Consider the following 26,405-nt stretch of genomic DNA (forward strand, 5'->3'; position numbering starts at 1 on the left):
GAATGAAGGATACACTATCGATTGAAGAACGAGAAAATATAGAGATTGAGTTGCTCTTGCAAGCCGTTTATTCAGTCTCTGGCTTTGATTTCAGAAAGTACATGCGATCTTCCATACAACGGAGAGTCGAAAATCGGATGAGATTAGAGCATATAAGAAGAGCGAGTGGAATGATTGAAAAGGTTTTATATGAAAAAGGATTTGTTGAAAAACTTCTGAATGACTTTTCAATAAATGTTACGGAAATGTTTCGTGATCCTGACTTCTTTAAAGCTTTTCGAACGAACCTTGTTCCACTGCTTAAGGAACTTCCTGAAATCCGTATCTGGCATGCTGGTTGTTCAACTGGTGAGGAAGCCTTTTCGATGGCGATCATGCTAAAAGAAGAAGGGCTCTACGAAAAAGCGAAAATCTATGCAACCGACATGAATGAAACGGTAATAGAACATGCTCAAAAGGGAATTTTACCCCTCAATCGCATGCAGTCTTATACAAAGAATTATCTACAAGCAGGCGGTAAACGGGAATTTTCGGAGTATTATACGACGGACTATCAAAATGCTTATCTTGATCCAAACCTGCTTAAAAATGTTGTGTTTTTCCAACATAATCTCGTGACGGATGGTTCATTCAATGAATTTCATATCATCATGTGCCGGAATGTAATGATTTACTTTACCGGAGAGTTACAGACTTATGTAAATCAATTATTTTATGACAGTCTTTGTAAGGACGGCTTTCTTGCGGTTGGCAGTAAGGAATCCATTCGTACTTCTTCTTTTTCAGAAGTGTATAAGGACTTTGATGCAAGAGAGAAGATTTATAGGAAATTATAAAAAAAGGAGTTCGCTAAAACCTGGCGAGCTCCTTTTTTCGTTATCAAAGTTTAATTTTTTGAATGTAACTATATTTTAAGTTTAGGTGTCTGAAAAAACGGGTACATTTAATTAGTTAGGTCTGTGCTTTTTTGCCACAGATATTCTTATTTTTAAAAAGTAGCATAAGTAAGATATAATATAGTTCGGAATTCTTTTTTCAGGAAAGCCTTGCATTATATAGTACATGATAAAAGATAAAAGTGCCGCTCGATATAAGCCAAAAGGGGAATAAAGCAATGACGATTTTAATCGTAGATGATAACCAGGTTAATCTCTTCGTTATAGAGAAAATTCTTAAGCGAGCTGGCTATACGGATTTTCTATCATTGAAGTCAGCGCATGAAATGTTTGACTACCTACAAGTGGACAATCCTCAGCCAATCAAGACTTCTGTTGATATTATACTACTTGATATTATGATGCCTGAAATTGATGGAATAGAGGCTTGTAGAAGACTCCAAAACATACCACACCTAAAAGACATACCGGTGATTTTTGTAACGGCACTTGAAGATTCAAACAAAGTGGCCGAGGCTCTGGATGTTGGTGGAATCGATTATATTATGAAGCCTATTAACAAAATTGATTTATTAGCCAGAATCCGTGTAGGGTTAAGGCTTAAATATGAAAAAGACTGGCATAAAATGCAGGAAGAAAAAATACGGAATGAATTAGACCTTTCGATGCAAGTGCAAAGCAGTCTATTGAGTGAGCCGGTGGTAGATAATCACTTAACAATAAAAGCATCTTACCTCCCTGCAAATAAATTAGCCGGAGATATGTACTATTGGCACCGGATTGATGAAAAACGGTACGGAATCATTATACTTGATATGATGGGCCATGGAATATCGGCTTCACTTGTTTGTATGTTTATTTCCTCTGTTCTAAGGGATGCCATCCGAAAACACACGGATCCCGTTGCGGTGATAAACGAAATGAATCATTGGATGAGTGTCCTTAATAAAAAGGAAAACCCGATTCATTATTATTTCACTGCCATTTATATGGTGATTGATACAGAACATAAAACTCTGGAATATGTAAATGCAGGTCATCCACCGGGTTTTGCCTTGATGGATGATGGGGAAGTGTTGTCCCTTTCAAAGGGGACATGTCCTGTTGGTTTCTTCACGGAGATGAAAGTGGAGAAAACGATTGTTCATTATGAAGATAGAATTCAAATTCTTGTATTTACCGATGGAGTCATGGAGGCAATCGATAGGGAAGGAACGGATGGACTGGATGAAATAAAAGAAGTCGTTTCACGGGATTGGTTGGATTGCGAGGGAAATGCTCCGATTGATCTGGTCATGCCTGCTGAACTCCATCTCGACCAACCTGATGATATGTGTGTGGTCGTAATCCAAGCTACTTGATAAAGAAAGAGGCTGCAGAATAATCTGCAGCCTCTTCTGTTTATAGGTGGGGGTTTACTTGTCGTGATCGTAAGGCATGTAATTGTGGTTTCTAAAACCTTATCTATGGGAATCTTTTACCTTGCCGATTCCTTCTTGGACATTACCTTTTAATTTATCAAGTTTTCCTTCAGCTTGTAAGTGAGGATCATTCTTAGCGTTTCCGACTTGGTCTTTTGTTTCACCTTTTGCTTTATTGACAGTACCTTTTATCTTGTCTGATAATCCGCTCATTATGAGTTACCTCCTTGTTTTTGTCTACTTTACTTATACCCGTGGGATATTTGAGTAAACCATAATGAGAGAAAAATCTTAAGAAGCGATCGTAATATCTTTGCTGTGTTTCTTAATGAAATGATAAGCACGCTCCACGATTAATTCTTTATCATAATCAAGCGAAGCAACATGAAAGGAGTTAGTAAGGGAGATCAACTCCTTGCTATGAGAACTGACGGAATTATATATTCGGTCCGAACATTGAGATGGGACAACATGATCTTCGGGAGAATGGAAGATGAGGGCAGGGCAGCTGATGTCCTCGAGTTGTTCATTCGTATGTTCCATAATAGTAAGCAACTGATTAATAGCTGTGATAGGTACGCGATCATAAGTGATTTCTGTAGTATCTTTGTCTTTAATGTCAGGAGCCCCTTCTGTAATGAAACGCGGAGCAGTTTGGTTGCGATAGGTTTCATATTCAGGGACTTGAAGGGCAGCATTGATTGTCATTATTCCATCACAAGCTACTTTTGTTGCCAAATCCAAAACAAGGGCACCACCCATAGATTGCCCCATTGCGAACACATGCGTACAGGTTTGCTTTAGCTTTTTATAGGCAGTCTCGATATCCTTGATCCACTCTTGGTAAGGAATCGTTTCCATTTCAAACTCATGTGTTCCGTGACCCTGTAAGCGAGGTGAGTAGACGGTGTAACCTTTGGCGGCCAAACTTTTACCTAAATACCCTACGCTTTGTGGGGTTCCGTTGAAGCCATGGCAAATGAGGATTCCGATAGAGTTCCCGGGATAGAAGAATGATTCTGCTCCTGGTATAACCTTTGCAACTGTCATGTGACCATCTCCTTTACTATTCTTATCGTTCGTTTACTTGATATAAAAAATGACTATTCCGATTATATTACTTGGTTAAATGATAACATAAGAAAATTCACCAAGTCAATATTAGTTGGTACCTTTCATAGGGTGATGTCAGGAGATGCCAAGAATCGGCTGAATCTGAGTGTTAAAGGAGTTTAGGGCTCATAGAGAGTTGCCTTCCTTCTATATATAGTACTAATCAAAATCTCTTGTAGATCTCTTTGGAATCAGCAGAGGAAAAGGGGATGCACAAGCTTCTAAGGAATTTATAAAATACCCGTTGACTTTTATGAAAAAAAGGATTAATATAAATAAGCACTAAGAAAACAAACGCAAAACTTCATCGCTTATAGCTGAATGGCTAGAAGAAATGACACAATAAAAACTATTGACTTCTTATAAAGAAAATGATAAGATGAAATGGTCGCTGAAAAACACAGCGATTAAAAATAAGTTAAAAACTTCGTAGAAGTTGACAACTAATCGATAGTGTGTTATGATGAATAAACAAGTTGTTCTAACGAACAACGAGATAAATTGCTCTTTGAAAACTGAACAAAACAAAGCGCCAACGTAAATTTTGAGTGAGCACACACTATAAAAAAGCAAAATGAGCAAGTCAAACACTTCTTCGGAGAGTTTGATCCTGGCTCAGGACGAACGCTGGCGGCGTGCCTAATACATGCAAGTCGAGCGAATCGATGGGAGCTTGCTCCCTGAGATTAGCGGCGGACGGGTGAGTAACACGTGGGCAACCTGCCTATAAGACTGGGATAACTTCGGGAAACCGGAGCTAATACCGGATATGTTCTTTTCTCGCATGAGAGAAGATGGAAAGACGGTTTCGGCTGTCACTTATAGATGGGCCCGCGGCGCATTAGCTAGTTGGTGAGGTAATGGCTCACCAAGGCGACGATGCGTAGCCGACCTGAGAGGGTGATCGGCCACACTGGGACTGAGACACGGCCCAGACTCCTACGGGAGGCAGCAGTAGGGAATCTTCCGCAATGGACGAAAGTCTGACGGAGCAACGCCGCGTGAACGAAGAAGGCCTTCGGGTCGTAAAGTTCTGTTGTTAGGGAAGAACAAGTACCAGAGTAACTGCTGGTACCTTGACGGTACCTAACCAGAAAGCCACGGCTAACTACGTGCCAGCAGCCGCGGTAATACGTAGGTGGCAAGCGTTGTCCGGAATTATTGGGCGTAAAGCGCGCGCAGGTGGTTCTTTAAGTCTGATGTGAAAGCCCACGGCTCAACCGTGGAGGGTCATTGGAAACTGGGGAACTTGAGTGCAGAAGAGGAAAGTGGAATTCCAAGTGTAGCGGTGAAATGCGTAGAGATTTGGAGGAACACCAGTGGCGAAGGCGACTTTCTGGTCTGTAACTGACACTGAGGCGCGAAAGCGTGGGGAGCAAACAGGATTAGATACCCTGGTAGTCCACGCCGTAAACGATGAGTGCTAAGTGTTAGAGGGTTTCCGCCCTTTAGTGCTGCAGCTAACGCATTAAGCACTCCGCCTGGGGAGTACGACCGCAAGGTTGAAACTCAAAGGAATTGACGGGGGCCCGCACAAGCGGTGGAGCATGTGGTTTAATTCGAAGCAACGCGAAGAACCTTACCAGGTCTTGACATCCTCTGACACTCCTAGAGATAGGACGTTCCCCTTCGGGGGACAGAGTGACAGGTGGTGCATGGTTGTCGTCAGCTCGTGTCGTGAGATGTTGGGTTAAGTCCCGCAACGAGCGCAACCCTTGATCTTAGTTGCCAGCATTCAGTTGGGCACTCTAAGGTGACTGCCGGTGACAAACCGGAGGAAGGTGGGGATGACGTCAAATCATCATGCCCCTTATGACCTGGGCTACACACGTGCTACAATGGATGGTACAAAGGGCTGCAAACCTGCGAAGGTAAGCGAATCCCATAAAGCCATTCTCAGTTCGGATTGTAGGCTGCAACTCGCCTGCATGAAGCCGGAATCGCTAGTAATCGCGGATCAGCATGCCGCGGTGAATACGTTCCCGGGCCTTGTACACACCGCCCGTCACACCACGAGAGTTTGTAACACCCGAAGTCGGTGAGGTAACCTTTATGGAGCCAGCCGCCTAAGGTGGGACAGATGATTGGGGTGAAGTCGTAACAAGGTAGCCGTATCGGAAGGTGCGGCTGGATCACCTCCTTTCTAAGGATAATACGAGAGCGCTTTTGTTTTGTTCAGTTTTGAATGAGTAATTCATTCAACTACGAAGGACTCATCACATCGTGATGACGATCTTTCTACATTGTTCCTTGAAAACTAGATAATAGATAGAAGGCAATTAATTTTTTTCAAAGCATCAGTAAGATCTTTTTAACGGTTAAGTTAGAAAGGGCGCACGGTGGATGCCTTGGCACTAGGAGCCGATGAAGGACGGGACTAACACCGATATGCTTCGGGGAGCTGTAAGTAAGCTTTGATCCGGAGATTTCCGAATGGGGAAACCCACTGTTCGTAATGGAACAGTATCTCTACCTGAATACATAGGGTATTGAAGGCAGACCCGGGGAACTGAAACATCTAAGTACCCGGAGGAAGAGAAAGCAATAGCGATTTCCTGAGTAGCGGCGAGCGAAACGGAATGTAGCCCAAACCAAGAGGCTTGCCTCTTGGGGTTGTAGGACACTCAATATGGAGTTACAAAGGAACGGGGTAAATGAAGTGACCTGGAAAGGTCCGTCAAAGAAGGTAAAAACCCTGTAGTTGAAACTTCGTTCCCTCCTGAGTGGATCCTGAGTACGGCGGGACACGAGAAATCCCGTCGGAAGCAGGGAGGACCATCTCCCAAGGCTAAATACTACCTAGTGACCGATAGTGAACCAGTACCGTGAGGGAAAGGTGAAAAGCACCCCGGAAGGGGAGTGAAATAGATCCTGAAACCGTGTGCCTACAAGTAGTCAAAGCCCGTTAATGGGTAATGGCGTGCCTTTTGTAGAATGAACCGGCGAGTTACGATTTCATGCGAGGTTAAGTTGATAAGACGGAGCCGCAGCGAAAGCGAGTCTGAATAGGGCGAATGAGTATGAGGTCGTAGACCCGAAACCAGGTGATCTACCCATGTCCAGGGTGAAGTTCAGGTAACACTGAATGGAGGCCCGAACCCACGCACGTTGAAAAGTGCGGGGATGAGGTGTGGGTAGCGGAGAAATTCCAATCGAACCTGGAGATAGCTGGTTCTCTCCGAAATAGCTTTAGGGCTAGCCTCAAGATGAGAGTATTGGAGGTAGAGCACTGATTGGACTAGGGGCCCCCAACGGGTTACCGAATTCAGTCAAACTCCGAATGCCAAATACTTATTCTTGGGAGTCAGACTGCGAGTGATAAGATCCGTAGTCGAAAGGGAAACAGCCCAGACCACCAGCTAAGGTCCCAAAGTATACGTTAAGTGGAAAAGGATGTGGAGTTGCTTAGACAACCAGGATGTTGGCTCAGAAGCAGCCACCATTTAAAGAGTGCGTAATAGCTCACTGGTCGAGTGACTCCGCGCCGAAAATGTACCGGGGCTAAACGTATCACCGAAGCTGTGGATTGACACCGTATGGTGTCGATGGTAGGAGAGCGTTCTAAGGGCGTTGAAGTCAGACCGTAAGGACTGGTGGAGCGCTTAGAAGTGAGAATGCCGGTATGAGTAGCGAAAGAAGGGTGAGAATCCCTTCCACCGAATGCCTAAGGTTTCCTGAGGAAGGCTCGTCCGCTCAGGGTTAGTCGGGACCTAAGCCGAGGCCGAAAGGCGTAGGCGATGGACAACAGGTTGATATTCCTGTACCACCTATACATCGTTTGAACGATGGGGGGACGCAGAAGGATAGGGTAAGCGCGCTGTTGGATATGCGCGTCCAAGCAGTTAGGCCGGAAACGAGGCAAATCCCGTTTCCATTAAGGCGGAGCTGTGATGGCGAGGGAAATATAGTACCGAAGTTCCTGATTCCACACTGCCAAGAAAAGCCTCTAGTGAGATGTAAGGTGCCCGTACCGCAAACCGACACAGGTAGGCGAGGAGAGAATCCTAAGGTGTGCGAGAGAACTCTCGTTAAGGAACTCGGCAAAATGACCCCGTAACTTCGGGAGAAGGGGTGCTTTTTAGGGTGAATAGCCCAGAAAAGCCGCAGTGAATAGGCCCAGGCGACTGTTTAGCAAAAACACAGGTCTCTGCGAAGCCGCAAGGCGAAGTATAGGGGCTGACACCTGCCCGGTGCTGGAAGGTTAAGGGGAGAGGTTAGCGCAAGCGAAGCTTTGAACCGAAGCCCCAGTAAACGGCGGCCGTAACTATAACGGTCCTAAGGTAGCGAAATTCCTTGTCGGGTAAGTTCCGACCCGCACGAAAGGTGTAACGATCTGGGCACTGTCTCAACGAGAGACTCGGTGAAATTATAGTACCTGTGAAGATGCAGGTTACCCGCGACAGGACGGAAAGACCCCGTGGAGCTTTACTGCAGCCTGATATTGAATTTTGTTACAGCTTGTACAGGATAGGTAGGAGCCTGAGAAGCCGGAGCGCTAGCTTCGGTGGAGGCGTTGGTGGGATACTACCCTGGCTGTATTGAAATTCTAACCCGCGCCCCTTATCGGGGTGGGAGACAGTGTCAGGTGGGCAGTTTGACTGGGGCGGTCGCCTCCTAAAGAGTAACGGAGGCGCCCAAAGGTTCCCTCAGAATGGTTGGAAATCATTCGCAGAGTGTAAAGGCACAAGGGAGCTTGACTGCGAGACCTACAAGTCGAGCAGGGACGAAAGTCGGGCTTAGTGATCCGGTGGTTCCGCATGGAAGGGCCATCGCTCAACGGATAAAAGCTACCCCGGGGATAACAGGCTTATCTCCCCCAAGAGTCCACATCGACGGGGAGGTTTGGCACCTCGATGTCGGCTCATCGCATCCTGGGGCTGTAGTCGGTCCCAAGGGTTGGGCTGTTCGCCCATTAAAGCGGTACGCGAGCTGGGTTCAGAACGTCGTGAGACAGTTCGGTCCCTATCCGTCGCGGGCGCAGGAAATTTGAGAGGAGCTGTCCTTAGTACGAGAGGACCGGGATGGACGCACCGCTGGTGTACCAGTTGTCTTGCCAAAGGCATAGCTGGGTAGCTACGTGCGGAAGGGATAAGTGCTGAAAGCATCTAAGCATGAAGCCCCCCTCAAGATGAGATTTCCCATGGCGCAAGCTAGTAAGATCCCTGAAAGATGATCAGGTTGATAGGTCAGAGGTGGAAGCGTGGCGACATGTGGAGCTGACTGATACTAATAGATCGAGGACTTAACCAACGCTTTAAAAAGATGAACACCTTCTGATATTATCTAGTTTTGAAGGAACAACGTTCCTGATATGTTTGGTGGCGATAGCGAAGAGGTCACACCCGTTCCCATTCCGAACACGGCAGTTAAGCTCTTCAGCGCCGATGGTAGTTGGGGGTTTCCCCCTGTGAGAGTAGGACGCCGCCAAGCCATTTCAAAGGTCAGCCATTAGGCTTGGCCTTTTTTGTGTTCAAAAGAAGATTTTTTCATATGGATGACTAGGCTCAGCTTTTTGCAGCATAAACTAATCCATTTACTGGACTTGATGATCATTGAAGCAGAATGAAAAATGAGACGGATAGATTGAGATTAAAAAAGAAATAGATAATGAATTGCATTAAGAGTAAGAAAAAGCAATGAAATTAAAGAGGAAAGCATCAGTGTAGGCTCGTGGATATTTGCATATCAAAAACAATTAATAGCTCCCTATATAGTATGTTTTTTAAAATTCTGGAGTGGAGTGGTATCTATTGGAGTATGGTTGGGTCTTAATTCTTTGATTTACAAGTTAAACGAAGACTTTTTTAGTCTCTTTCTTCTATATAATCTGATTCTCAAAAGAAAAAGAAAAATATAACTGAAATCGGTTGACTTTAAAGTGAAAAAGGCTTAATATAAATAAGCACTAAGAAAACAAACGCAAAACTTCATCGCTTATAGCTGAATGGCTAGAAGAAATGACACAATAAAAACTATTGACTTCTTATAAAGAAAATGATAAGATGAAATGGTCGCTGAAAAACACAGCGATTAAAAATAAGTTAAAAACTTCGTAGAAGTTGACAACTAATCGATAGTGTGTTATGATGAATAAACAAGTTGTTCTAACGAACAACGAGATAAATTGCTCTTTGAAAACTGAACAAAACAAAGCGCCAACGTAAATTTTGAGTGAGCACACACTATAAAAAAGCAAAATGAGCAAGTCAAACACTTCTTCGGAGAGTTTGATCCTGGCTCAGGACGAACGCTGGCGGCGTGCCTAATACATGCAAGTCGAGCGAATCGATGGGAGCTTGCTCCCTGAGATTAGCGGCGGACGGGTGAGTAACACGTGGGCAACCTGCCTATAAGACTGGGATAACTTCGGGAAACCGGAGCTAATACCGGATATGTTCTTTTCTCGCATGAGAGAAGATGGAAAGACGGTTTCGGCTGTCACTTATAGATGGGCCCGCGGCGCATTAGCTAGTTGGTGAGGTAATGGCTCACCAAGGCGACGATGCGTAGCCGACCTGAGAGGGTGATCGGCCACACTGGGACTGAGACACGGCCCAGACTCCTACGGGAGGCAGCAGTAGGGAATCTTCCGCAATGGACGAAAGTCTGACGGAGCAACGCCGCGTGAACGAAGAAGGCCTTCGGGTCGTAAAGTTCTGTTGTTAGGGAAGAACAAGTACCAGAGTAACTGCTGGTACCTTGACGGTACCTAACCAGAAAGCCACGGCTAACTACGTGCCAGCAGCCGCGGTAATACGTAGGTGGCAAGCGTTGTCCGGAATTATTGGGCGTAAAGCGCGCGCAGGTGGTTCTTTAAGTCTGATGTGAAAGCCCACGGCTCAACCGTGGAGGGTCATTGGAAACTGGGGAACTTGAGTGCAGAAGAGGAAAGTGGAATTCCAAGTGTAGCGGTGAAATGCGTAGAGATTTGGAGGAACACCAGTGGCGAAGGCGACTTTCTGGTCTGTAACTGACACTGAGGCGCGAAAGCGTGGGGAGCAAACAGGATTAGATACCCTGGTAGTCCACGCCGTAAACGATGAGTGCTAAGTGTTAGAGGGTTTCCGCCCTTTAGTGCTGCAGCTAACGCATTAAGCACTCCGCCTGGGGAGTACGACCGCAAGGTTGAAACTCAAAGGAATTGACGGGGGCCCGCACAAGCGGTGGAGCATGTGGTTTAATTCGAAGCAACGCGAAGAACCTTACCAGGTCTTGACATCCTCTGACACTCCTAGAGATAGGACGTTCCCCTTCGGGGGACAGAGTGACAGGTGGTGCATGGTTGTCGTCAGCTCGTGTCGTGAGATGTTGGGTTAAGTCCCGCAACGAGCGCAACCCTTGATCTTAGTTGCCAGCATTCAGTTGGGCACTCTAAGGTGACTGCCGGTGACAAACCGGAGGAAGGTGGGGATGACGTCAAATCATCATGCCCCTTATGACCTGGGCTACACACGTGCTACAATGGATGGTACAAAGGGCTGCAAACCTGCGAAGGTAAGCGAATCCCATAAAGCCATTCTCAGTTCGGATTGTAGGCTGCAACTCGCCTGCATGAAGCCGGAATCGCTAGTAATCGCGGATCAGCATGCCGCGGTGAATACGTTCCCGGGCCTTGTACACACCGCCCGTCACACCACGAGAGTTTGTAACACCCGAAGTCGGTGAGGTAACCTTTATGGAGCCAGCCGCCTAAGGTGGGACAGATGATTGGGGTGAAGTCGTAACAAGGTAGCCGTATCGGAAGGTGCGGCTGGATCACCTCCTTTCTAAGGATAATACGAGAGCGCTTTTGTTTTGTTCAGTTTTGAATGAGTAATTCATTCAACTACGAAGGACTCATCACATCGTGATGACGATCTTTCTACATTGTTCCTTGAAAACTAGATAATAGATAGAAGGCAATTAATTTTTTTCAAAGCATCAGTAAGATCTTTTTAACGGTTAAGTTAGAAAGGGCGCACGGTGGATGCCTTGGCACTAGGAGCCGATGAAGGACGGGACTAACACCGATATGCTTCGGGGAGCTGTAAGTAAGCTTTGATCCGGAGATTTCCGAATGGGGAAACCCACTGTTCGTAATGGAACAGTATCTCTACCTGAATACATAGGGTATTGAAGGCAGACCCGGGGAACTGAAACATCTAAGTACCCGGAGGAAGAGAAAGCAATAGCGATTTCCTGAGTAGCGGCGAGCGAAACGGAATGTAGCCCAAACCAAGAGGCTTGCCTCTTGGGGTTGTAGGACACTCAATATGGAGTTACAAAGGAACGGGGTAAATGAAGTGACCTGGAAAGGTCCGTCAAAGAAGGTAAAAACCCTGTAGTTGAAACTTCGTTCCCTCCTGAGTGGATCCTGAGTACGGCGGGACACGAGAAATCCCGTCGGAAGCAGGGAGGACCATCTCCCAAGGCTAAATACTACCTAGTGACCGATAGTGAACCAGTACCGTGAGGGAAAGGTGAAAAGCACCCCGGAAGGGGAGTGAAATAGATCCTGAAACCGTGTGCCTACAAGTAGTCAAAGCCCGTTAATGGGTAATGGCGTGCCTTTTGTAGAATGAACCGGCGAGTTACGATTTCATGCGAGGTTAAGTTGATAAGACGGAGCCGCAGCGAAAGCGAGTCTGAATAGGGCGAATGAGTATGAGGTCGTAGACCCGAAACCAGGTGATCTACCCATGTCCAGGGTGAAGTTCAGGTAACACTGAATGGAGGCCCGAACCCACGCACGTTGAAAAGTGCGGGGATGAGGTGTGGGTAGCGGAGAAATTCCAATCGAACCTGGAGATAGCTGGTTCTCTCCGAAATAGCTTTAGGGCTAGCCTCAAGATGAGAGTATTGGAGGTAGAGCACTGATTGGACTAGGGGCCCCCAACGGGTTACCGAATTCAGTCAAACTCCGAATGCCAAATACTTATTCTTGGGAGTCAGACTGCGAGTGATAAGATCCGTAGTCGAAAGGGAAACAGCCCAGACCACCAGCTAAGGTCCCAAAGTATACGTTAAGTGGAAAAGGATGTGGAGTTGCTTAGACAACCAGGATGTTGGCTCAGAAGCAGCCACCATTTAAAGAGTGCGTAATAGCTCACTGGTCGAGTGACTCCGCGCCGAAAATGTACCGGGGCTAAACGTATCACCGAAGCTGTGGATTGACACCGTATGGTGTCGATGGTAGGAGAGCGTTCTAAGGGCGTTGAAGTCAGACCGTAAGGACTGGTGGAGCGCTTAGAAGTGAGAATGCCGGTATGAGTAGCGAAAGAAGGGTGAGAATCCCTTCCACCGAATGCCTAAGGTTTCCTGAGGAAGGCTCGTCCGCTCAGGGTTAGTCGGGACCTAAGCCGAGGCCGAAAGGCGTAGGCGATGGACAACAGGTTGATATTCCTGTACCACCTATACATCGTTTGAACGATGGGGGGACGCAGAAGGATAGGGTAAGCGCGCTGTTGGATATGCGCGTCCAAGCAGTTAGGCCGGAAACGAGGCAAATCCCGTTTCCATTAAGGCGGAGCTGTGATGGCGAGGGAAATATAGTACCGAAGTTCCTGATTCCACACTGCCAAGAAAAGCCTCTAGTGAGATGTAAGGTGCCCGTACCGCAAACCGACACAGGTAGGCGAGGAGAGAATCCTAAGGTGTGCGAGAGAACTCTCGTTAAGGAACTCGGCAAAATGACCCCGTAACTTCGGGAGAAGGGGTGCTTTTTAGGGTGAATAGCCCAGAAAAGCCGCAGTGAATAGGCCCAGGCGACTGTTTAGCAAAAACACAGGTCTCTGCGAAGCCGCAAGGCGAAGTATAGGGGCTGACACCTGCCCGGTGCTGGAAGGTTAAGGGGAGAGGTTAGCGCAAGCGAAGCTTTGAACCGAAGCCCCAGTAAACGGCGGCCGTAACTATAACGGTCCTAAGGTAGCGAAATTCCTTGTCGGGTAAGTTCCGACCCGCACGAAAGGTGTAACGATCTGGGCACTGTCTCAACGAGAGACTCGGTGAAATTATAGTACCTGTGAAGATGCAGGTTACCCGCGACAGGACGGAAAGACCCCGTGGAGCTTTACTGCAGCCTGATATTGAATTTTGTTACAGCTTGTACAGGATAGGTAGGAGCCTGAGAAGCCGGAGCGCTAGCTTCGGTGGAGGCGTTGGTGGGATACTACCCTGGCTGTATTGAAATTCTAACCCGCGCCCCTTATCGGGGTGGGAGACAGTGTCAGGTGGGCAGTTTGACTGGGGCGGTCGCCTCCTAAAGAGTAACGGAGGCGCCCAAAGGTTCCCTCAGAATGGTTGGAAATCATTCGCAGAGTGTAAAGGCACAAGGGAGCTTGACTGCGAGACCTACAAGTCGAGCAGGGACGAAAGTCGGGCTTAGTGATCCGGTGGTTCCGCATGGAAGGGCCATCGCTCAACGGATAAAAGCTACCCCGGGGATAACAGGCTTATCTCCCCCAAGAGTCCACATCGACGGGGAGGTTTGGCACCTCGATGTCGGCTCATCGCATCCTGGGGCTGTAGTCGGTCCCAAGGGTTGGGCTGTTCGCCCATTAAAGCGGTACGCGAGCTGGGTTCAGAACGTCGTGAGACAGTTCGGTCCCTATCCGTCGCGGGCGCAGGAAATTTGAGAGGAGCTGTCCTTAGTACGAGAGGACCGGGATGGACGCACCGCTGGTGTACCAGTTGTCTTGCCAAAGGCATAGCTGGGTAGCTACGTGCGGAAGGGATAAGTGCTGAAAGCATCTAAGCATGAAGCCCCCCTCAAGATGAGATTTCCCATGGCGCAAGCTAGTAAGATCCCTGAAAGATGATCAGGTTGATAGGTCAGAGGTGGAAGCGTGGCGACATGTGGAGCTGACTGATACTAATAGATCGAGGACTTAACCAACGCTTTAAAAAGATGAACACCTTCTGATATTATCTAGTTTTGAAGGAACAACGTTCCTGATATGTTTGGTGGCGATAGCGAAGAGGTCACACCCGTTCCCATTCCGAACACGGCAGTTAAGCTCTTCAGCGCCGATGGTAGTTGGGGGTTTCCCCCTGTGAGAGTAGGACGCCGCCAAGCCATTTCAAGGTCAGCCACTAGGCTGGCCTTTTTTGTGTTCTCAATAAAAATGGAACATGGGTTACTTTTGTAGAGGGAAAGAGCTTTACCTATAAATAAAGAATTAACTTCATATCTTATATAAGGTGGAGGGGACTTCCAAAGTTTTATCCCTTTCTACACACTCATATATTAAAAAAACCTTATTCTCATATTTAAAGTGCTGTGTTTTTTATAAACGATGGTCTATATTACGTAACAAATTAAATATTATCTGTACCCCTTATACTGCGGGTTATTTTTTATTAATGAAGGTAGACTCAATAATGAAAGTAATGAGCATATAAACAGTAATTTATAACGCTCTATTCAACATGATATTAATTATAGATTTCAAAGACCTAACTCAAAATCTTCATGATTGGAATTTAAGATTAAAATAATGAATTGAGAGGAGCTGCGCGTAATAGTCAATAAAACTGGCTATTAGATCAGCTCCTTTTAGATTTTCTAAAAAAAGATCAACTCCAGGACTTATAACTTTAAAGCCCCTGCTAGTTCTATAAGAAGCAGAAAAGAAAATATTAAACAGTTGCTCGAACTATATAACAAGAAAATGTTATAGGTAAGCCATCTTTTGTGGCATTTTGCTCGAAAATCTTAGATACTTCATACAAGTTTTTTTCTTTTATAGTTTCATAAATGGAAGGGTGTTGACCGAAACAACGTAATTTTAAAACATCCAATGGGGAGTGAATATACTCTGTACTATTTATTGCTTCAATCTTAGAATGAGAGAACTTACTAATATCAATTCTATGATTAATGAGATTTAAGATTGGAGTTCCTATTGAAGAATCAAAGAGGTTAGGAAATAAAAGGGGTAATTCTTTATTTGTCTCATCTCCAGGATGGAGACCAATTACTTTGCCACCACTTTTTATAACTTTCTTAAGGTATGGATATGCGGATGTAGGACCTTTCCTTATGTATGCACAATCAAATTCATCAATTTCAAAAGGCAATCCATTTTTTATATTTCCTAAAACAAAAGATACATTTGGTTTTTTATCTTTTAGCCTAACTTGTAAGAACTTTTCTGTTACATCAAACCCAATTATTTCTTTTGCTCCCGAGCCACATTCATTTGTTAGCTCGCCGTGTCCACATCCAACATCCAATACTTTCCTTCCAACTGTGATTTTAGTTACTTCTTTATCAAATATTGATTCTCCGTTAGGCTCTGTAAGTGTAGAATTCCAAGAATATATGTATTTACCCTGAATGTCACTAAGTTGTTTATACCATTCTATCGAATGTGGCTGCACCCATTCTGTAAAAGTTGTAGGGTCTGTTAATTGCATATACAATCCCCCTTAATAGATCTAAAATAATTATTATTCTTTAAGTTAATAAAAAGTCCTCCTTCCTCAACTAAACTGCCTCGTTAGTTTAAGCGTAACATTTCACAAACAATATTCCCTTACGAAAATCAACCCTTATCTTTAACACAGCCTATAACATAATACGAACCGTTTGTTATTAATTTCACCGTATCATGTAAATGGGTAACGCCCTCTGACTGTTTTGAGAGTTATATTTGAGTTAGAAGTAACTTAAATTCGTTTAATAAGTTAAGCTGTATAATCAGAGTGTAAGGATATTAAGCATTCACATTAGGAGAACTGGTTTCATTTACGCCCCTGGTGCAGCTCTCTATCATAAGTTCAATAAGGGTATTCTCCATTAACCTTAGATATGGACCTTTAATATTAATATAGACTCATGTCAGCTTACTTGTTTCATAATTGTGATATTAGAATGATTTCTGCAAGAGTAACAAGAGTGGTGTGTAATATCTGATAAGGCTCTATATAGAAATTATTTTCTCCTTATTTAAAAGGCTATCCCTTTATGGTAGAAAGTAATAATTGTCCTTGATTAACATTGAAAGCTTATTGTGTATAAATGAAGAGTGGAGGGATAATCCTTCCCTTAAAGAGTACCGTCAGTGGTACTTGTTATCCAATGGAGGAGGAACATTATTATCCTAATAAATTATAATAAGGTATTTCACTTAAATGTGTTGACTTTGAAACTGAAAAGGATTAATATAAATAAGCACTAAGAAAACAAACGCAAAACTTCATTGCTTATAGCTGAATGGCTAGAAGAAATGACGCAATAAAAACTATTGACTTCTTATAAAGAAAATGATAAGATGAAATGGTCGCTGAAAAACACAGCGATTAAAAAAAGTTAAAAACTTCGTAGAAGTTGACAACTAATCGATAGTGTGTTATGATGAATAAACAAGTTGTTCTAACGAACAACGAGATAAATTGCTCTTTGAAAACTGAACAAAACAAAGCGCCAACGTAAATTTTGAGTGAGCACACACTATAAAAAAGCAAAATGAGCAAGTCAAACACTTCTTCGGAGAGTTTGATCCTGGCTCAGGACGAACGCTGGCGGCGTGCCTAATACATGCAAGTCGAGCGAATCGATGGGAGCTTGCTCCCTGAGATTAGCGGCGGACGGGTGAGTAACACGTGGGCAACCTGCCTATAAGACTGGGATAACTTCGGGAAACCGGAGCTAATACCGGATATGTTCTTTTCTCGCATGAGAGAAGATGGAAAGACGGTTTCGGCTGTCACTTATAGATGGGCCCGCGGCGCATTAGCTAGTTGGTGAGGTAATGGCTCACCAAGGCGACGATGCGTAGCCGACCTGAGAGGGTGATCGGCCACACTGGGACTGAGACACGGCCCAGACTCCTACGGGAGGCAGCAGTAGGGAATCTTCCGCAATGGACGAAAGTCTGACGGAGCAACGCCGCGTGAACGAAGAAGGCCTTCGGGTCGTAAAGTTCTGTTGTTAGGGAAGAACAAGTACCAGAGTAACTGCTGGTACCTTGACGGTACCTAACCAGAAAGCCACGGCTAACTACGTGCCAGCAGCCGCGGTAATACGTAGGTGGCAAGCGTTGTCCGGAATTATTGGGCGTAAAGCGCGCGCAGGTGGTTCTTTAAGTCTGATGTGAAAGCCCACGGCTCAACCGTGGAGGGTCATTGGAAACTGGGGAACTTGAGTGCAGAAGAGGAAAGTGGAATTCCAAGTGTAGCGGTGAAATGCGTAGAGATTTGGAGGAACACCAGTGGCGAAGGCGACTTTCTGGTCTGTAACTGACACTGAGGCGCGAAAGCGTGGGGAGCAAACAGGATTAGATACCCTGGTAGTCCACGCCGTAAACGATGAGTGCTAAGTGTTAGAGGGTTTCCGCCCTTTAGTGCTGCAGCTAACGCATTAAGCACTCCGCCTGGGGAGTACGACCGCAAGGTTGAAACTCAAAGGAATTGACGGGGGCCCGCACAAGCGGTGGAGCATGTGGTTTAATTCGAAGCAACGCGAAGAACCTTACCAGGTCTTGACATCCTCTGACACTCCTAGAGATAGGACGTTCCCCTTCGGGGGACAGAGTGACAGGTGGTGCATGGTTGTCGTCAGCTCGTGTCGTGAGATGTTGGGTTAAGTCCCGCAACGAGCGCAACCCTTGATCTTAGTTGCCAGCATTCAGTTGGGCACTCTAAGGTGACTGCCGGTGACAAACCGGAGGAAGGTGGGGATGACGTCAAATCATCATGCCCCTTATGACCTGGGCTACACACGTGCTACAATGGATGGTACAAAGGGCTGCAAACCTGCGAAGGTAAGCGAATCCCATAAAGCCATTCTCAGTTCGGATTGTAGGCTGCAACTCGCCTGCATGAAGCCGGAATCGCTAGTAATCGCGGATCAGCATGCCGCGGTGAATACGTTCCCGGGCCTTGTACACACCGCCCGTCACACCACGAGAGTTTGTAACACCCGAAGTCGGTGAGGTAACCTTTATGGAGCCAGCCGCCTAAGGTGGGACAGATGATTGGGGTGAAGTCGTAACAAGGTAGCCGTATCGGAAGGTGCGGCTGGATCACCTCCTTTCTAAGGATAATACGAGAGCGCTTTTGTTTTGTTCAGTTTTGAATGAGTAATTCATTCAACTACGAAGGACTCATCACATCGTGATGACGATCTTTCTACATTGTTCCTTGAAAACTAGATAATAGATAGAAGGCAATTAATTTTTTTCAAAGCATCAGTAAGATCTTTTTAACGGTTAAGTTAGAAAGGGCGCACGGTGGATGCCTTGGCACTAGGAGCCGATGAAGGACGGGACTAACACCGATATGCTTCGGGGAGCTGTAAGTAAGCTTTGATCCGGAGATTTCCGAATGGGGAAACCCACTGTTCGTAATGGAACAGTATCTCTACCTGAATACATAGGGTATTGAAGGCAGACCCGGGGAACTGAAACATCTAAGTACCCGGAGGAAGAGAAAGCAATAGCGATTTCCTGAGTAGCGGCGAGCGAAACGGAATGTAGCCCAAACCAAGAGGCTTGCCTCTTGGGGTTGTAGGACACTCAATATGGAGTTACAAAGGAACGGGGTAAATGAAGTGACCTGGAAAGGTCCGTCAAAGAAGGTAAAAACCCTGTAGTTGAAACTTCGTTCCCTCCTGAGTGGATCCTGAGTACGGCGGGACACGAGAAATCCCGTCGGAAGCAGGGAGGACCATCTCCCAAGGCTAAATACTACCTAGTGACCGATAGTGAACCAGTACCGTGAGGGAAAGGTGAAAAGCACCCCGGAAGGGGAGTGAAATAGATCCTGAAACCGTGTGCCTACAAGTAGTCAAAGCCCGTTAATGGGTAATGGCGTGCCTTTTGTAGAATGAACCGGCGAGTTACGATTTCATGCGAGGTTAAGTTGATAAGACGGAGCCGCAGCGAAAGCGAGTCTGAATAGGGCGAATGAGTATGAGGTCGTAGACCCGAAACCAGGTGATCTACCCATGTCCAGGGTGAAGTTCAGGTAACACTGAATGGAGGCCCGAACCCACGCACGTTGAAAAGTGCGGGGATGAGGTGTGGGTAGCGGAGAAATTCCAATCGAACCTGGAGATAGCTGGTTCTCTCCGAAATAGCTTTAGGGCTAGCCTCAAGATGAGAGTATTGGAGGTAGAGCACTGATTGGACTAGGGGCCCCCAACGGGTTACCGAATTCAGTCAAACTCCGAATGCCAAATACTTATTCTTGGGAGTCAGACTGCGAGTGATAAGATCCGTAGTCGAAAGGGAAACAGCCCAGACCACCAGCTAAGGTCCCAAAGTATACGTTAAGTGGAAAAGGATGTGGAGTTGCTTAGACAACCAGGATGTTGGCTCAGAAGCAGCCACCATTTAAAGAGTGCGTAATAGCTCACTGGTCGAGTGACTCCGCGCCGAAAATGTACCGGGGCTAAACGTATCACCGAAGCTGTGGATTGACACCGTATGGTGTCGATGGTAGGAGAGCGTTCTAAGGGCGTTGAAGTCAGACCGTAAGGACTGGTGGAGCGCTTAGAAGTGAGAATGCCGGTATGAGTAGCGAAAGAAGGGTGAGAATCCCTTCCACCGAATGCCTAAGGTTTCCTGAGGAAGGCTCGTCCGCTCAGGGTTAGTCGGGACCTAAGCCGAGGCCGAAAGGCGTAGGCGATGGACAACAGGTTGATATTCCTGTACCACCTATACATCGTTTGAACGATGGGGGGACGCAGAAGGATAGGGTAAGCGCGCTGTTGGATATGCGCGTCCAAGCAGTTAGGCCGGAAACGAGGCAAATCCCGTTTCCATTAAGGCGGAGCTGTGATGGCGAGGGAAATATAGTACCGAAGTTCCTGATTCCACACTGCCAAGAAAAGCCTCTAGTGAGATGTAAGGTGCCCGTACCGCAAACCGACACAGGTAGGCGAGGAGAGAATCCTAAGGTGTGCGAGAGAACTCTCGTTAAGGAACTCGGCAAAATGACCCCGTAACTTCGGGAGAAGGGGTGCTTTTTAGGGTGAATAGCCCAGAAAAGCCGCAGTGAATAGGCCCAGGCGACTGTTTAGCAAAAACACAGGTCTCTGCGAAGCCGCAAGGCGAAGTATAGGGGCTGACACCTGCCCGGTGCTGGAAGGTTAAGGGGAGAGGTTAGCGCAAGCGAAGCTTTGAACCGAAGCCCCAGTAAACGGCGGCCGTAACTATAACGGTCCTAAGGTAGCGAAATTCCTTGTCGGGTAAGTTCCGACCCGCACGAAAGGTGTAACGATCTGGGCACTGTCTCAACGAGAGACTCGGTGAAATTATAGTACCTGTGAAGATGCAGGTTACCCGCGACAGGACGGAAAGACCCCGTGGAGCTTTACTGCAGCCTGATATTGAATTTTGTTACAGCTTGTACAGGATAGGTAGGAGCCTGAGAAGCCGGAGCGCTAGCTTCGGTGGAGGCGTTGGTGGGATACTACCCTGGCTGTATTGAAATTCTAACCCGCGCCCCTTATCGGGGTGGGAGACAGTGTCAGGTGGGCAGTTTGACTGGGGCGGTCGCCTCCTAAAGAGTAACGGAGGCGCCCAAAGGTTCCCTCAGAATGGTTGGAAATCATTCGCAGAGTGTAAAGGCACAAGGGAGCTTGACTGCGAGACCTACAAGTCGAGCAGGGACGAAAGTCGGGCTTAGTGATCCGGTGGTTCCGCATGGAAGGGCCATCGCTCAACGGATAAAAGCTACCCCGGGGATAACAGGCTTATCTCCCCCAAGAGTCCACATCGACGGGGAGGTTTGGCACCTCGATGTCGGCTCATCGCATCCTGGGGCTGTAGTCGGTCCCAAGGGTTGGGCTGTTCGCCCATTAAAGCGGTACGCGAGCTGGGTTCAGAACGTCGTGAGACAGTTCGGTCCCTATCCGTCGCGGGCGCAGGAAATTTGAGAGGAGCTGTCCTTAGTACGAGAGGACCGGGATGGACGCACCGCTGGTGTACCAGTTGTCTTGCCAAAGGCATAGCTGGGTAGCTACGTGCGGAAGGGATAAGTGCTGAAAGCATCTAAGCATGAAGCCCCCCTCAAGATGAGATTTCCCATGGCGCAAGCTAGTAAGATCCCTGAAAGATGATCAGGTTGATAGGTCAGAGGTGGAAGCGTGGCGACATGTGGAGCTGACTGATACTAATAGATCGAGGACTTAACCAACGCTTTAAAAAGATGAACACCTTCTGATATTATCTAGTTTTGAAGGAACAACGTTCCTGATATGTTTGGTGGCGATAGCGAAGAGGTCACACCCGTTCCCATTCCGAACACGGCAGTTAAGCTCTTCAGCGCCGATGGTAGTTGGGGGTTTCCCCCTGTGAGAGTAGGACGCCGCCAAGCCATTTCAAGGTCAGCCACTAGGCTGGCCTTTTTTGTGTTGATTTTCCAAGACGTGAAAGATACATTTGAAAAATGAGAGTATTGCTGCAATATGATGATATCTCCTACCATTCTTTTTTAGCATGCGCATCCGGGCTTCTCACAGACGTTAGGAGATTAGGGGGCAGAATTCTTCGTTTCTATAAGGAAATATGTTAAACTTAACTTAGTTCTGAAACTGTCATTGGGGGAATAGCCTATGGATACCTCTGCTAAAGATGAAATGATTTCTTCATTTGCTGGATGGTTGGAAGACCAAGGGAAATCAGCTAATACGATTAAAACGTATACAGGTGTTCTTTCTCAGTTTTGTGAACAGACACAAAAGGTACTAAGGGAAATTAATTCTGAGGATGTTCAAATGTATCTTGATTATTTAGAAAATTGCAAGAAAAGTCCAGGGACAATAGAAAAGCATTATAATGCTTTGAATGTCTTCTTTAAATTTTTAGCGAAGCCACAAATTATGCTTTCTGTTGAGCGTAAGGTAAAGGAATCTAAAAATGAAGCACCTGAGTCACTAAGCATCAAAGATCAAGAAGCTCTTTTGAAGGATATAGAGGCAGAAGGAAATTCTAGGAATGTCGCCATTGTTTATCTTTTGTTACATACTGGCATTCGTGTTTCGGAGCTATGTGATTTAAATGGAAGTGATGTTATCATGGAGGGCAATCGGAATTATATTCTTGTCCGGAATGCAAAAGGTGAAATTGACAGAACCGTTCCGCTAACAGATTTAGCAGTGCAGTATGTGAGAACCTATCTCTGTTCACTGAAGGAAAAAGCAGACCCATTGTTTATCTCAAGCTATAATCAAAGAATCACGCCGAGGTCGGTACAATACATTTTAAAAAAATACAATGTACACCCACATAAATTACGTCATACATTTTGCCAGAGACTAGTGGATAATGGTATTGATATACAAACTGTTTCCAAGCTAGCAGGCCATAAGGACTTAAACGTGACGAAGCGTTACTTAAAAGAAAAATCATTGAACCTGGAAAACGCAATAGATCAAACCTTTACTAAAAACTAAATGTTCAATAAATCTTAAGGGAACGGGGAAACTCGTTTCTTTTTTTTGTTTTCACTGCCTTCTCCCTTTTACCCAATTTCATGATTGCTTCGTATACGACCGGAACGATAAGTAAGGTAAGCAATGTAAAGCTCACTAGTCCATCCATTACGGTAATGCCAACTCCTTGTGAAATAAGGTCGCTTCCTTCTGTGCCAATTGCGAGAGGAATCAATGCGCTAATCGTGGACAAGGCTGTCATCAAGATCGGACGGGTTGACCCAGCTTCGTGAGTCGAGAGGCCGTTTTCTTCGTTTTTAAGTACACGATCGACCAATACGATGGCGTTGGTTACCATAATCCCCATTATCGGTATTACTGAAGAAGAAGCCAAAAACGTACTAAAAAAGGAACAATTCCTTGGTCTCTTAAACGTAAGCCCGTAATCAAATAACGCATATAAAACGCCAGGCACCTTCGGTACGATAAACGTATCAATCAAAGGAGGTGCCATCCTTATGTCCACAAACAAATTAACCATTGTTCCAGTAAAACTCGATCCTTTTCCAACTGAAACTACTTCGTTTCATTCTTCTGAATACACTGCTGTACTAGGCTGTGTTATTAAAACAGCTGAAGCTGAAATAACTTTCTTCAATGGCGTAGATGAGCACATTATCCAAACCATTATGAAGGAGCTGAAAAGTCGATGAAGCATGATTTTACGAGTGTGCAAAACATCTATATTATTTTGGGAAAGACTAATAACATTTGGTAATTGACTATAGGATGAATTTTTTGATTGGGTTGATCACTCGCCTTTCTTCGGAAAAAATGCCATACATTCGCACTCATCGGGTCCTTATTTTGTATATGTTTTATTTTTGCTACGAATCGTAACAATGAAGTAAATAAATGTAGGTAGACGATTGCCTGTAAATTTGTTGATAATATAATTTGGAGGTATGAAAAAAATGATTAATATGAATATTAAAGCATTGCGTATACAGCATCAACTTACACAAGAAGAAGTAGCAGAACGTTTAAATGTGTCTCGACAGGTGATAGCCAAATGGGAAAAAGGGGACTCTACACCCGATATCCAATATTGTATGGAGCTCGCGAAGCTTTACAATGTTACATTAGATAATCTTGTTCGTTTTAAACAACAAGAAAATGGCTTCGGTGTACCACCGAAAGGAAAGCATTTTTTTGGTACAGCCACACTAGGTGAACGAGGACAAATTGTTATACCTAAAAAAGCACGGGAACTGTTTCAATTAAATCCAGGGGATACGCTAATTATCTTGGGGGATGAAGAGCGTGGTCTTGCGATTGTACCTGAACAAATGTTGAGTAGCTTTTTCAATATGGTAAACCAAAATTTTAAACAGGAGGAAGATAAATGAACAACGCTATTACAATCAACTCCCTAACGAAAACATATGGTACTAAAAATGCTGTTGACCACGTCTCTTTTTCAATTCAAGAAACGGAATTATTTGGCCTTCTTGGTGTTAATGGTGCAGGAAAAACGACATTGATTAAAATGCTTTCGTGTCTAACAAAGCCTTCGAGCGGAGATGCAACATTGTTAGGGAAAAGTATTATAAATGAGCCAGAGCAAGTACGTACTGCGATTGCGGTATCCCCACAAGAGACGGCGATTGCACCCAATCTAACGGTACGTGAAAATTTAGAGTTAATGGCTGGAGTACACGGCTTTAATAAAGAGAAAACAAGGATAATAATTGATGAAATGATTGCTCAGTTTTCATTGCAGCCTTTTGAAAAGCAACGCAGCAAAACATTATCAGGTGGTTGGCAACGCAAATTGAGCATCGCTATGGCTTTAATTAGTGAGCCGCGGATTTTATTTTTAGATGAGCCGACACTTGGATTAGATATTATCGGACGCCGTGAACTTTGGGCTTTAATAAAAAAACTGAAGGAAAAAACAACCATTATATTAACGACGCATTATTTAGAGGAAGCAGAGGCATTGTCTGACCGTATTTGCATTATGAAAGACGGGCAAATTAAAGCAATTGGTTCGGCTCAAGAGCTTATTGAAAAGGCTAACACAGTGAGCTTTGAGGATGCATTTGTGTATTTTGTAACGGAAGGTGATATCCAATGAGAATGCTCGTATTTGCAAACAGAACGACAAAGGAAATTTTAAGGGACCCACTATCACTCTTTTTTGGAATCGGCTTCCCGGTTGTGTTATTACTGCTGTTATCCGCAATTAATCGTAGCATTCCAGTTGATCTTTTTAATGTTTATTCACTAACTCCTGGTATCGCGGTATTTGGTCTATCCTTTATGGCTCTCTTTGCCGCACAAGTTTTATCGAAAGACCGAGCAAGCTCATTTTTAACAAGGCTTTTCACAACACCTATGACATCAACAGATTTTATTATGGGCTATTCTTTACCTTTACTAATGATGTCGATTGTACAGGGAATTTTTTGTTATATTGTTGCGATGTTTATGGGGTTAGCCATCTCTCTTTCTATGATTGTGGCACTAGCTTTACTCATTCCAACATCAATTATTTTTATAGGGATTGGGCTATTATGTGGAACGCTGTTAAGTGAAAGAGCAGCTGTAGGTATTTGTGGAGCACTACTGACCAATTTATCTGCATGGCTTTCGGGCGCATGGATTGACTTAAACCTGATTGGTGGCCTATTCAAAGACGTTGCATTTATTTTACCATTTGTTCATGCAGTCGAAATGGGAAAAGCTGCTCTTACTGGTGAATACGGTGATATTTCCCCTCATATCTGGTGGGTGCTTGGTTATGCCATCATCATATCGGTAGTAGCAATTGCAATGTTTAAAAAGAAAATGCAGGCAGAATAATTATAATAAAGAAAGCAAAGAACCCAGAAAAATTAATTTTCGGGTTTGTTTAGCACTTTCCTCCATGACAAACTGCCTCACTTTTTACATGGTATCTTAAAATTTACTTAAGAAAACCCCGCTCAAGCTTAAAGCAGTAATGAATGGAAGCAAAACCCATTATTAATGAATTTTTTGATTGGGTTGATTGCTCGCCTTTCTTCGGTATCAGTACCTGGTGAAGTTAATAACGGAATTACCTAATGTACCGTTTTATGAACATCTTAAACAGCTTTTTTTTGCTTATTATATCTATACCATCCAAATAACAAACCAAGTATAGCTGTTATTACACCATATTTAAGCAAGATAATTATGTATTCCATGGTAGACAAATAGGATGTTTCAGTCACATCAAAACTCACTCGTGTAACTTGTTCATACCTTACAAATAAAATTCCTATACCTATTCCCATAAAAAAAACTATATATAGCGCTTTTTCTAAGTATTTTTACCATTTTAATATCCCCTTATAACGTTCATATACTAACTATTCAATTAGGAATGGAAAAACACCTTTTTTTAGCTACTTGCAAGGTAAACATTAATTATGAGGAAATAAACCCAGATAACATAATCCCCATAAGCATAAGTATGTTGCCAATTTTCTTATTGAATTGGTTAGATTCAATCATAGAGGGGTTAATGAAGGGCGACGATCCTTTATTGAATCAGTTACCTGGACCTGACTGTTCAGCGTATGTACT

General features: G+C 44.9%; 11 protein-coding genes and 9 rRNA genes. 16 read left to right on the forward strand and 4 right to left on the reverse strand.

Annotation, left to right across the window (positions count from 1 at the left end; genetic code table 11):
* The first annotated feature begins 2 nt into the window (after positions 1-2).
* Together AC503W_RS01285 and AC503W_RS01290 are read left to right on the forward strand one after the other, a co-directional pair.
* A complete protein-coding gene (locus AC503W_RS01285) occupies positions 3-836 on the forward strand; it encodes a CheR family methyltransferase (RefSeq protein WP_402875640.1) in 834 nt (277 codons plus the stop codon).
* A 278-nt stretch (positions 837-1,114) separates the two neighbouring features.
* Positions 1,115-2,257, forward strand: a complete 1,143-nt coding sequence (locus AC503W_RS01290; protein WP_402959216.1) for a PP2C family protein-serine/threonine phosphatase — start codon at positions 1,115-1,117, stop codon at positions 2,255-2,257.
* Positions 2,258-2,356: 99 nt separating this feature from the next.
* Here AC503W_RS01290 and AC503W_RS01295 read toward each other — a convergent pair whose 3' ends face one another.
* Positions 2,357-2,530 carry a CsbD family protein gene (locus AC503W_RS01295; RefSeq protein ID WP_402875643.1) on the reverse strand — a complete coding sequence of 58 codons (174 nt, stop codon included), beginning with the start codon at positions 2,528-2,530 and terminating at the stop codon, positions 2,357-2,359.
* 78 nt (positions 2,531-2,608) lie between these two features.
* Positions 2,609-3,367 carry an alpha/beta hydrolase gene (locus AC503W_RS01300; protein WP_494915732.1) on the reverse strand — a complete coding sequence of 253 codons (759 nt, stop codon included), beginning with the start codon at positions 3,365-3,367 and terminating at the stop codon, positions 2,609-2,611.
* 655 nt (positions 3,368-4,022) lie between these two features.
* Between AC503W_RS01300 and AC503W_RS01305 the strand changes: the two genes are divergently transcribed.
* The 6 genes from AC503W_RS01305 (at position 4,023) to rrf (AC503W_RS01330) (ending at position 14,483) form a co-directional block, all read left to right on the forward strand.
* A 16S ribosomal RNA gene (locus tag AC503W_RS01305) occupies positions 4,023-5,573 on the forward strand.
* Positions 5,574-5,746: 173 nt separating this feature from the next.
* Positions 5,747-8,680, forward strand: a 23S ribosomal RNA gene (locus AC503W_RS01310).
* A gap of 64 nt (positions 8,681-8,744) precedes the next feature.
* Positions 8,745-8,860 (forward strand): 5S ribosomal RNA (rrf, locus tag AC503W_RS01315).
* A 785-nt stretch (positions 8,861-9,645) separates the two neighbouring features.
* Positions 9,646-11,196: ribosomal RNA gene (locus AC503W_RS01320) — 16S ribosomal RNA — on the forward strand.
* A 173-nt stretch (positions 11,197-11,369) separates the two neighbouring features.
* Positions 11,370-14,303: ribosomal RNA gene (locus AC503W_RS01325) — 23S ribosomal RNA — on the forward strand.
* 64 nt (positions 14,304-14,367) lie between these two features.
* Positions 14,368-14,483: ribosomal RNA gene (rrf, locus tag AC503W_RS01330) — 5S ribosomal RNA — on the forward strand.
* Together the 16S, 23S and 5S rRNA genes form the textbook arrangement of a ribosomal RNA operon.
* A 563-nt stretch (positions 14,484-15,046) precedes the next feature.
* On the opposite strand, the gene AC503W_RS01335 is transcribed toward rrf (AC503W_RS01330), so the two are convergent.
* Complete coding sequence (locus AC503W_RS01335) at positions 15,047-15,826, reverse strand: methyltransferase domain-containing protein (RefSeq protein ID WP_494915734.1); 780 nt, start codon at positions 15,824-15,826, stop codon at positions 15,047-15,049.
* Positions 15,827-16,895: 1,069 nt separating this feature from the next.
* Between AC503W_RS01335 and AC503W_RS01340 the strand changes: the two genes are divergently transcribed.
* The 4 genes from AC503W_RS01340 (at position 16,896) to AC503W_RS01355 (ending at position 22,811) form a co-directional block, all read left to right on the forward strand.
* Positions 16,896-18,446 (forward strand): 16S ribosomal RNA (locus AC503W_RS01340).
* 173 nt (positions 18,447-18,619) lie between these two features.
* Positions 18,620-21,553: ribosomal RNA gene (locus AC503W_RS01345) — 23S ribosomal RNA — on the forward strand.
* A gap of 64 nt (positions 21,554-21,617) precedes the next feature.
* Positions 21,618-21,733 (forward strand): 5S ribosomal RNA (gene rrf / locus AC503W_RS01350).
* Between the two features lie 238 nt (positions 21,734-21,971).
* Complete coding sequence (locus tag AC503W_RS01355) at positions 21,972-22,811, forward strand: tyrosine-type recombinase/integrase (protein WP_494915736.1); 840 nt, start codon at positions 21,972-21,974, stop codon at positions 22,809-22,811.
* Between the two features lie 4 nt (positions 22,812-22,815).
* On the opposite strand, the gene AC503W_RS01360 is transcribed toward AC503W_RS01355, so the two are convergent.
* Positions 22,816-23,292, reverse strand: a complete 477-nt coding sequence (locus tag AC503W_RS01360) for an efflux RND transporter permease subunit (RefSeq protein WP_494915738.1) — start codon at positions 23,290-23,292, stop codon at positions 22,816-22,818.
* Positions 23,293-23,308: 16 nt separating this feature from the next.
* Between AC503W_RS01360 and AC503W_RS01365 the strand changes: the two genes are divergently transcribed.
* The 4 genes from AC503W_RS01365 (at position 23,309) to AC503W_RS01380 (ending at position 25,658) form a co-directional block, all read left to right on the forward strand.
* Positions 23,309-23,503: a hypothetical protein gene (locus AC503W_RS01365; RefSeq protein ID WP_402876025.1), complete on the forward strand. Its 195-nt coding sequence runs from the start codon at positions 23,309-23,311 to the stop codon at positions 23,501-23,503.
* A 261-nt stretch (positions 23,504-23,764) separates the two neighbouring features.
* Positions 23,765-24,199 carry a helix-turn-helix domain-containing protein gene (locus AC503W_RS01370; protein ID WP_427592201.1) on the forward strand — a complete coding sequence of 145 codons (435 nt, stop codon included), beginning with the start codon at positions 23,765-23,767 and terminating at the stop codon, positions 24,197-24,199.
* Positions 24,196-24,930, forward strand: coding sequence for an ABC transporter ATP-binding protein (locus tag AC503W_RS01375; protein ID WP_494915741.1), 735 nt, complete (start codon positions 24,196-24,198; stop codon positions 24,928-24,930). The genes AC503W_RS01370 and AC503W_RS01375 overlap by 4 nt, the downstream gene beginning before the upstream one ends.
* The gene (locus AC503W_RS01380) at positions 24,927-25,658 is read left to right on the forward strand and encodes an ABC transporter permease (RefSeq protein WP_494915743.1); all 732 of its coding nucleotides are present in this window, start codon (positions 24,927-24,929) and stop codon (positions 25,656-25,658) included. Before AC503W_RS01375 ends, AC503W_RS01380 begins: the two co-directional genes overlap by 4 nt.
* Positions 25,659-26,405 lie beyond the last annotated feature (747 nt).

The organism is Peribacillus suis, assembly GCF_059384845.1.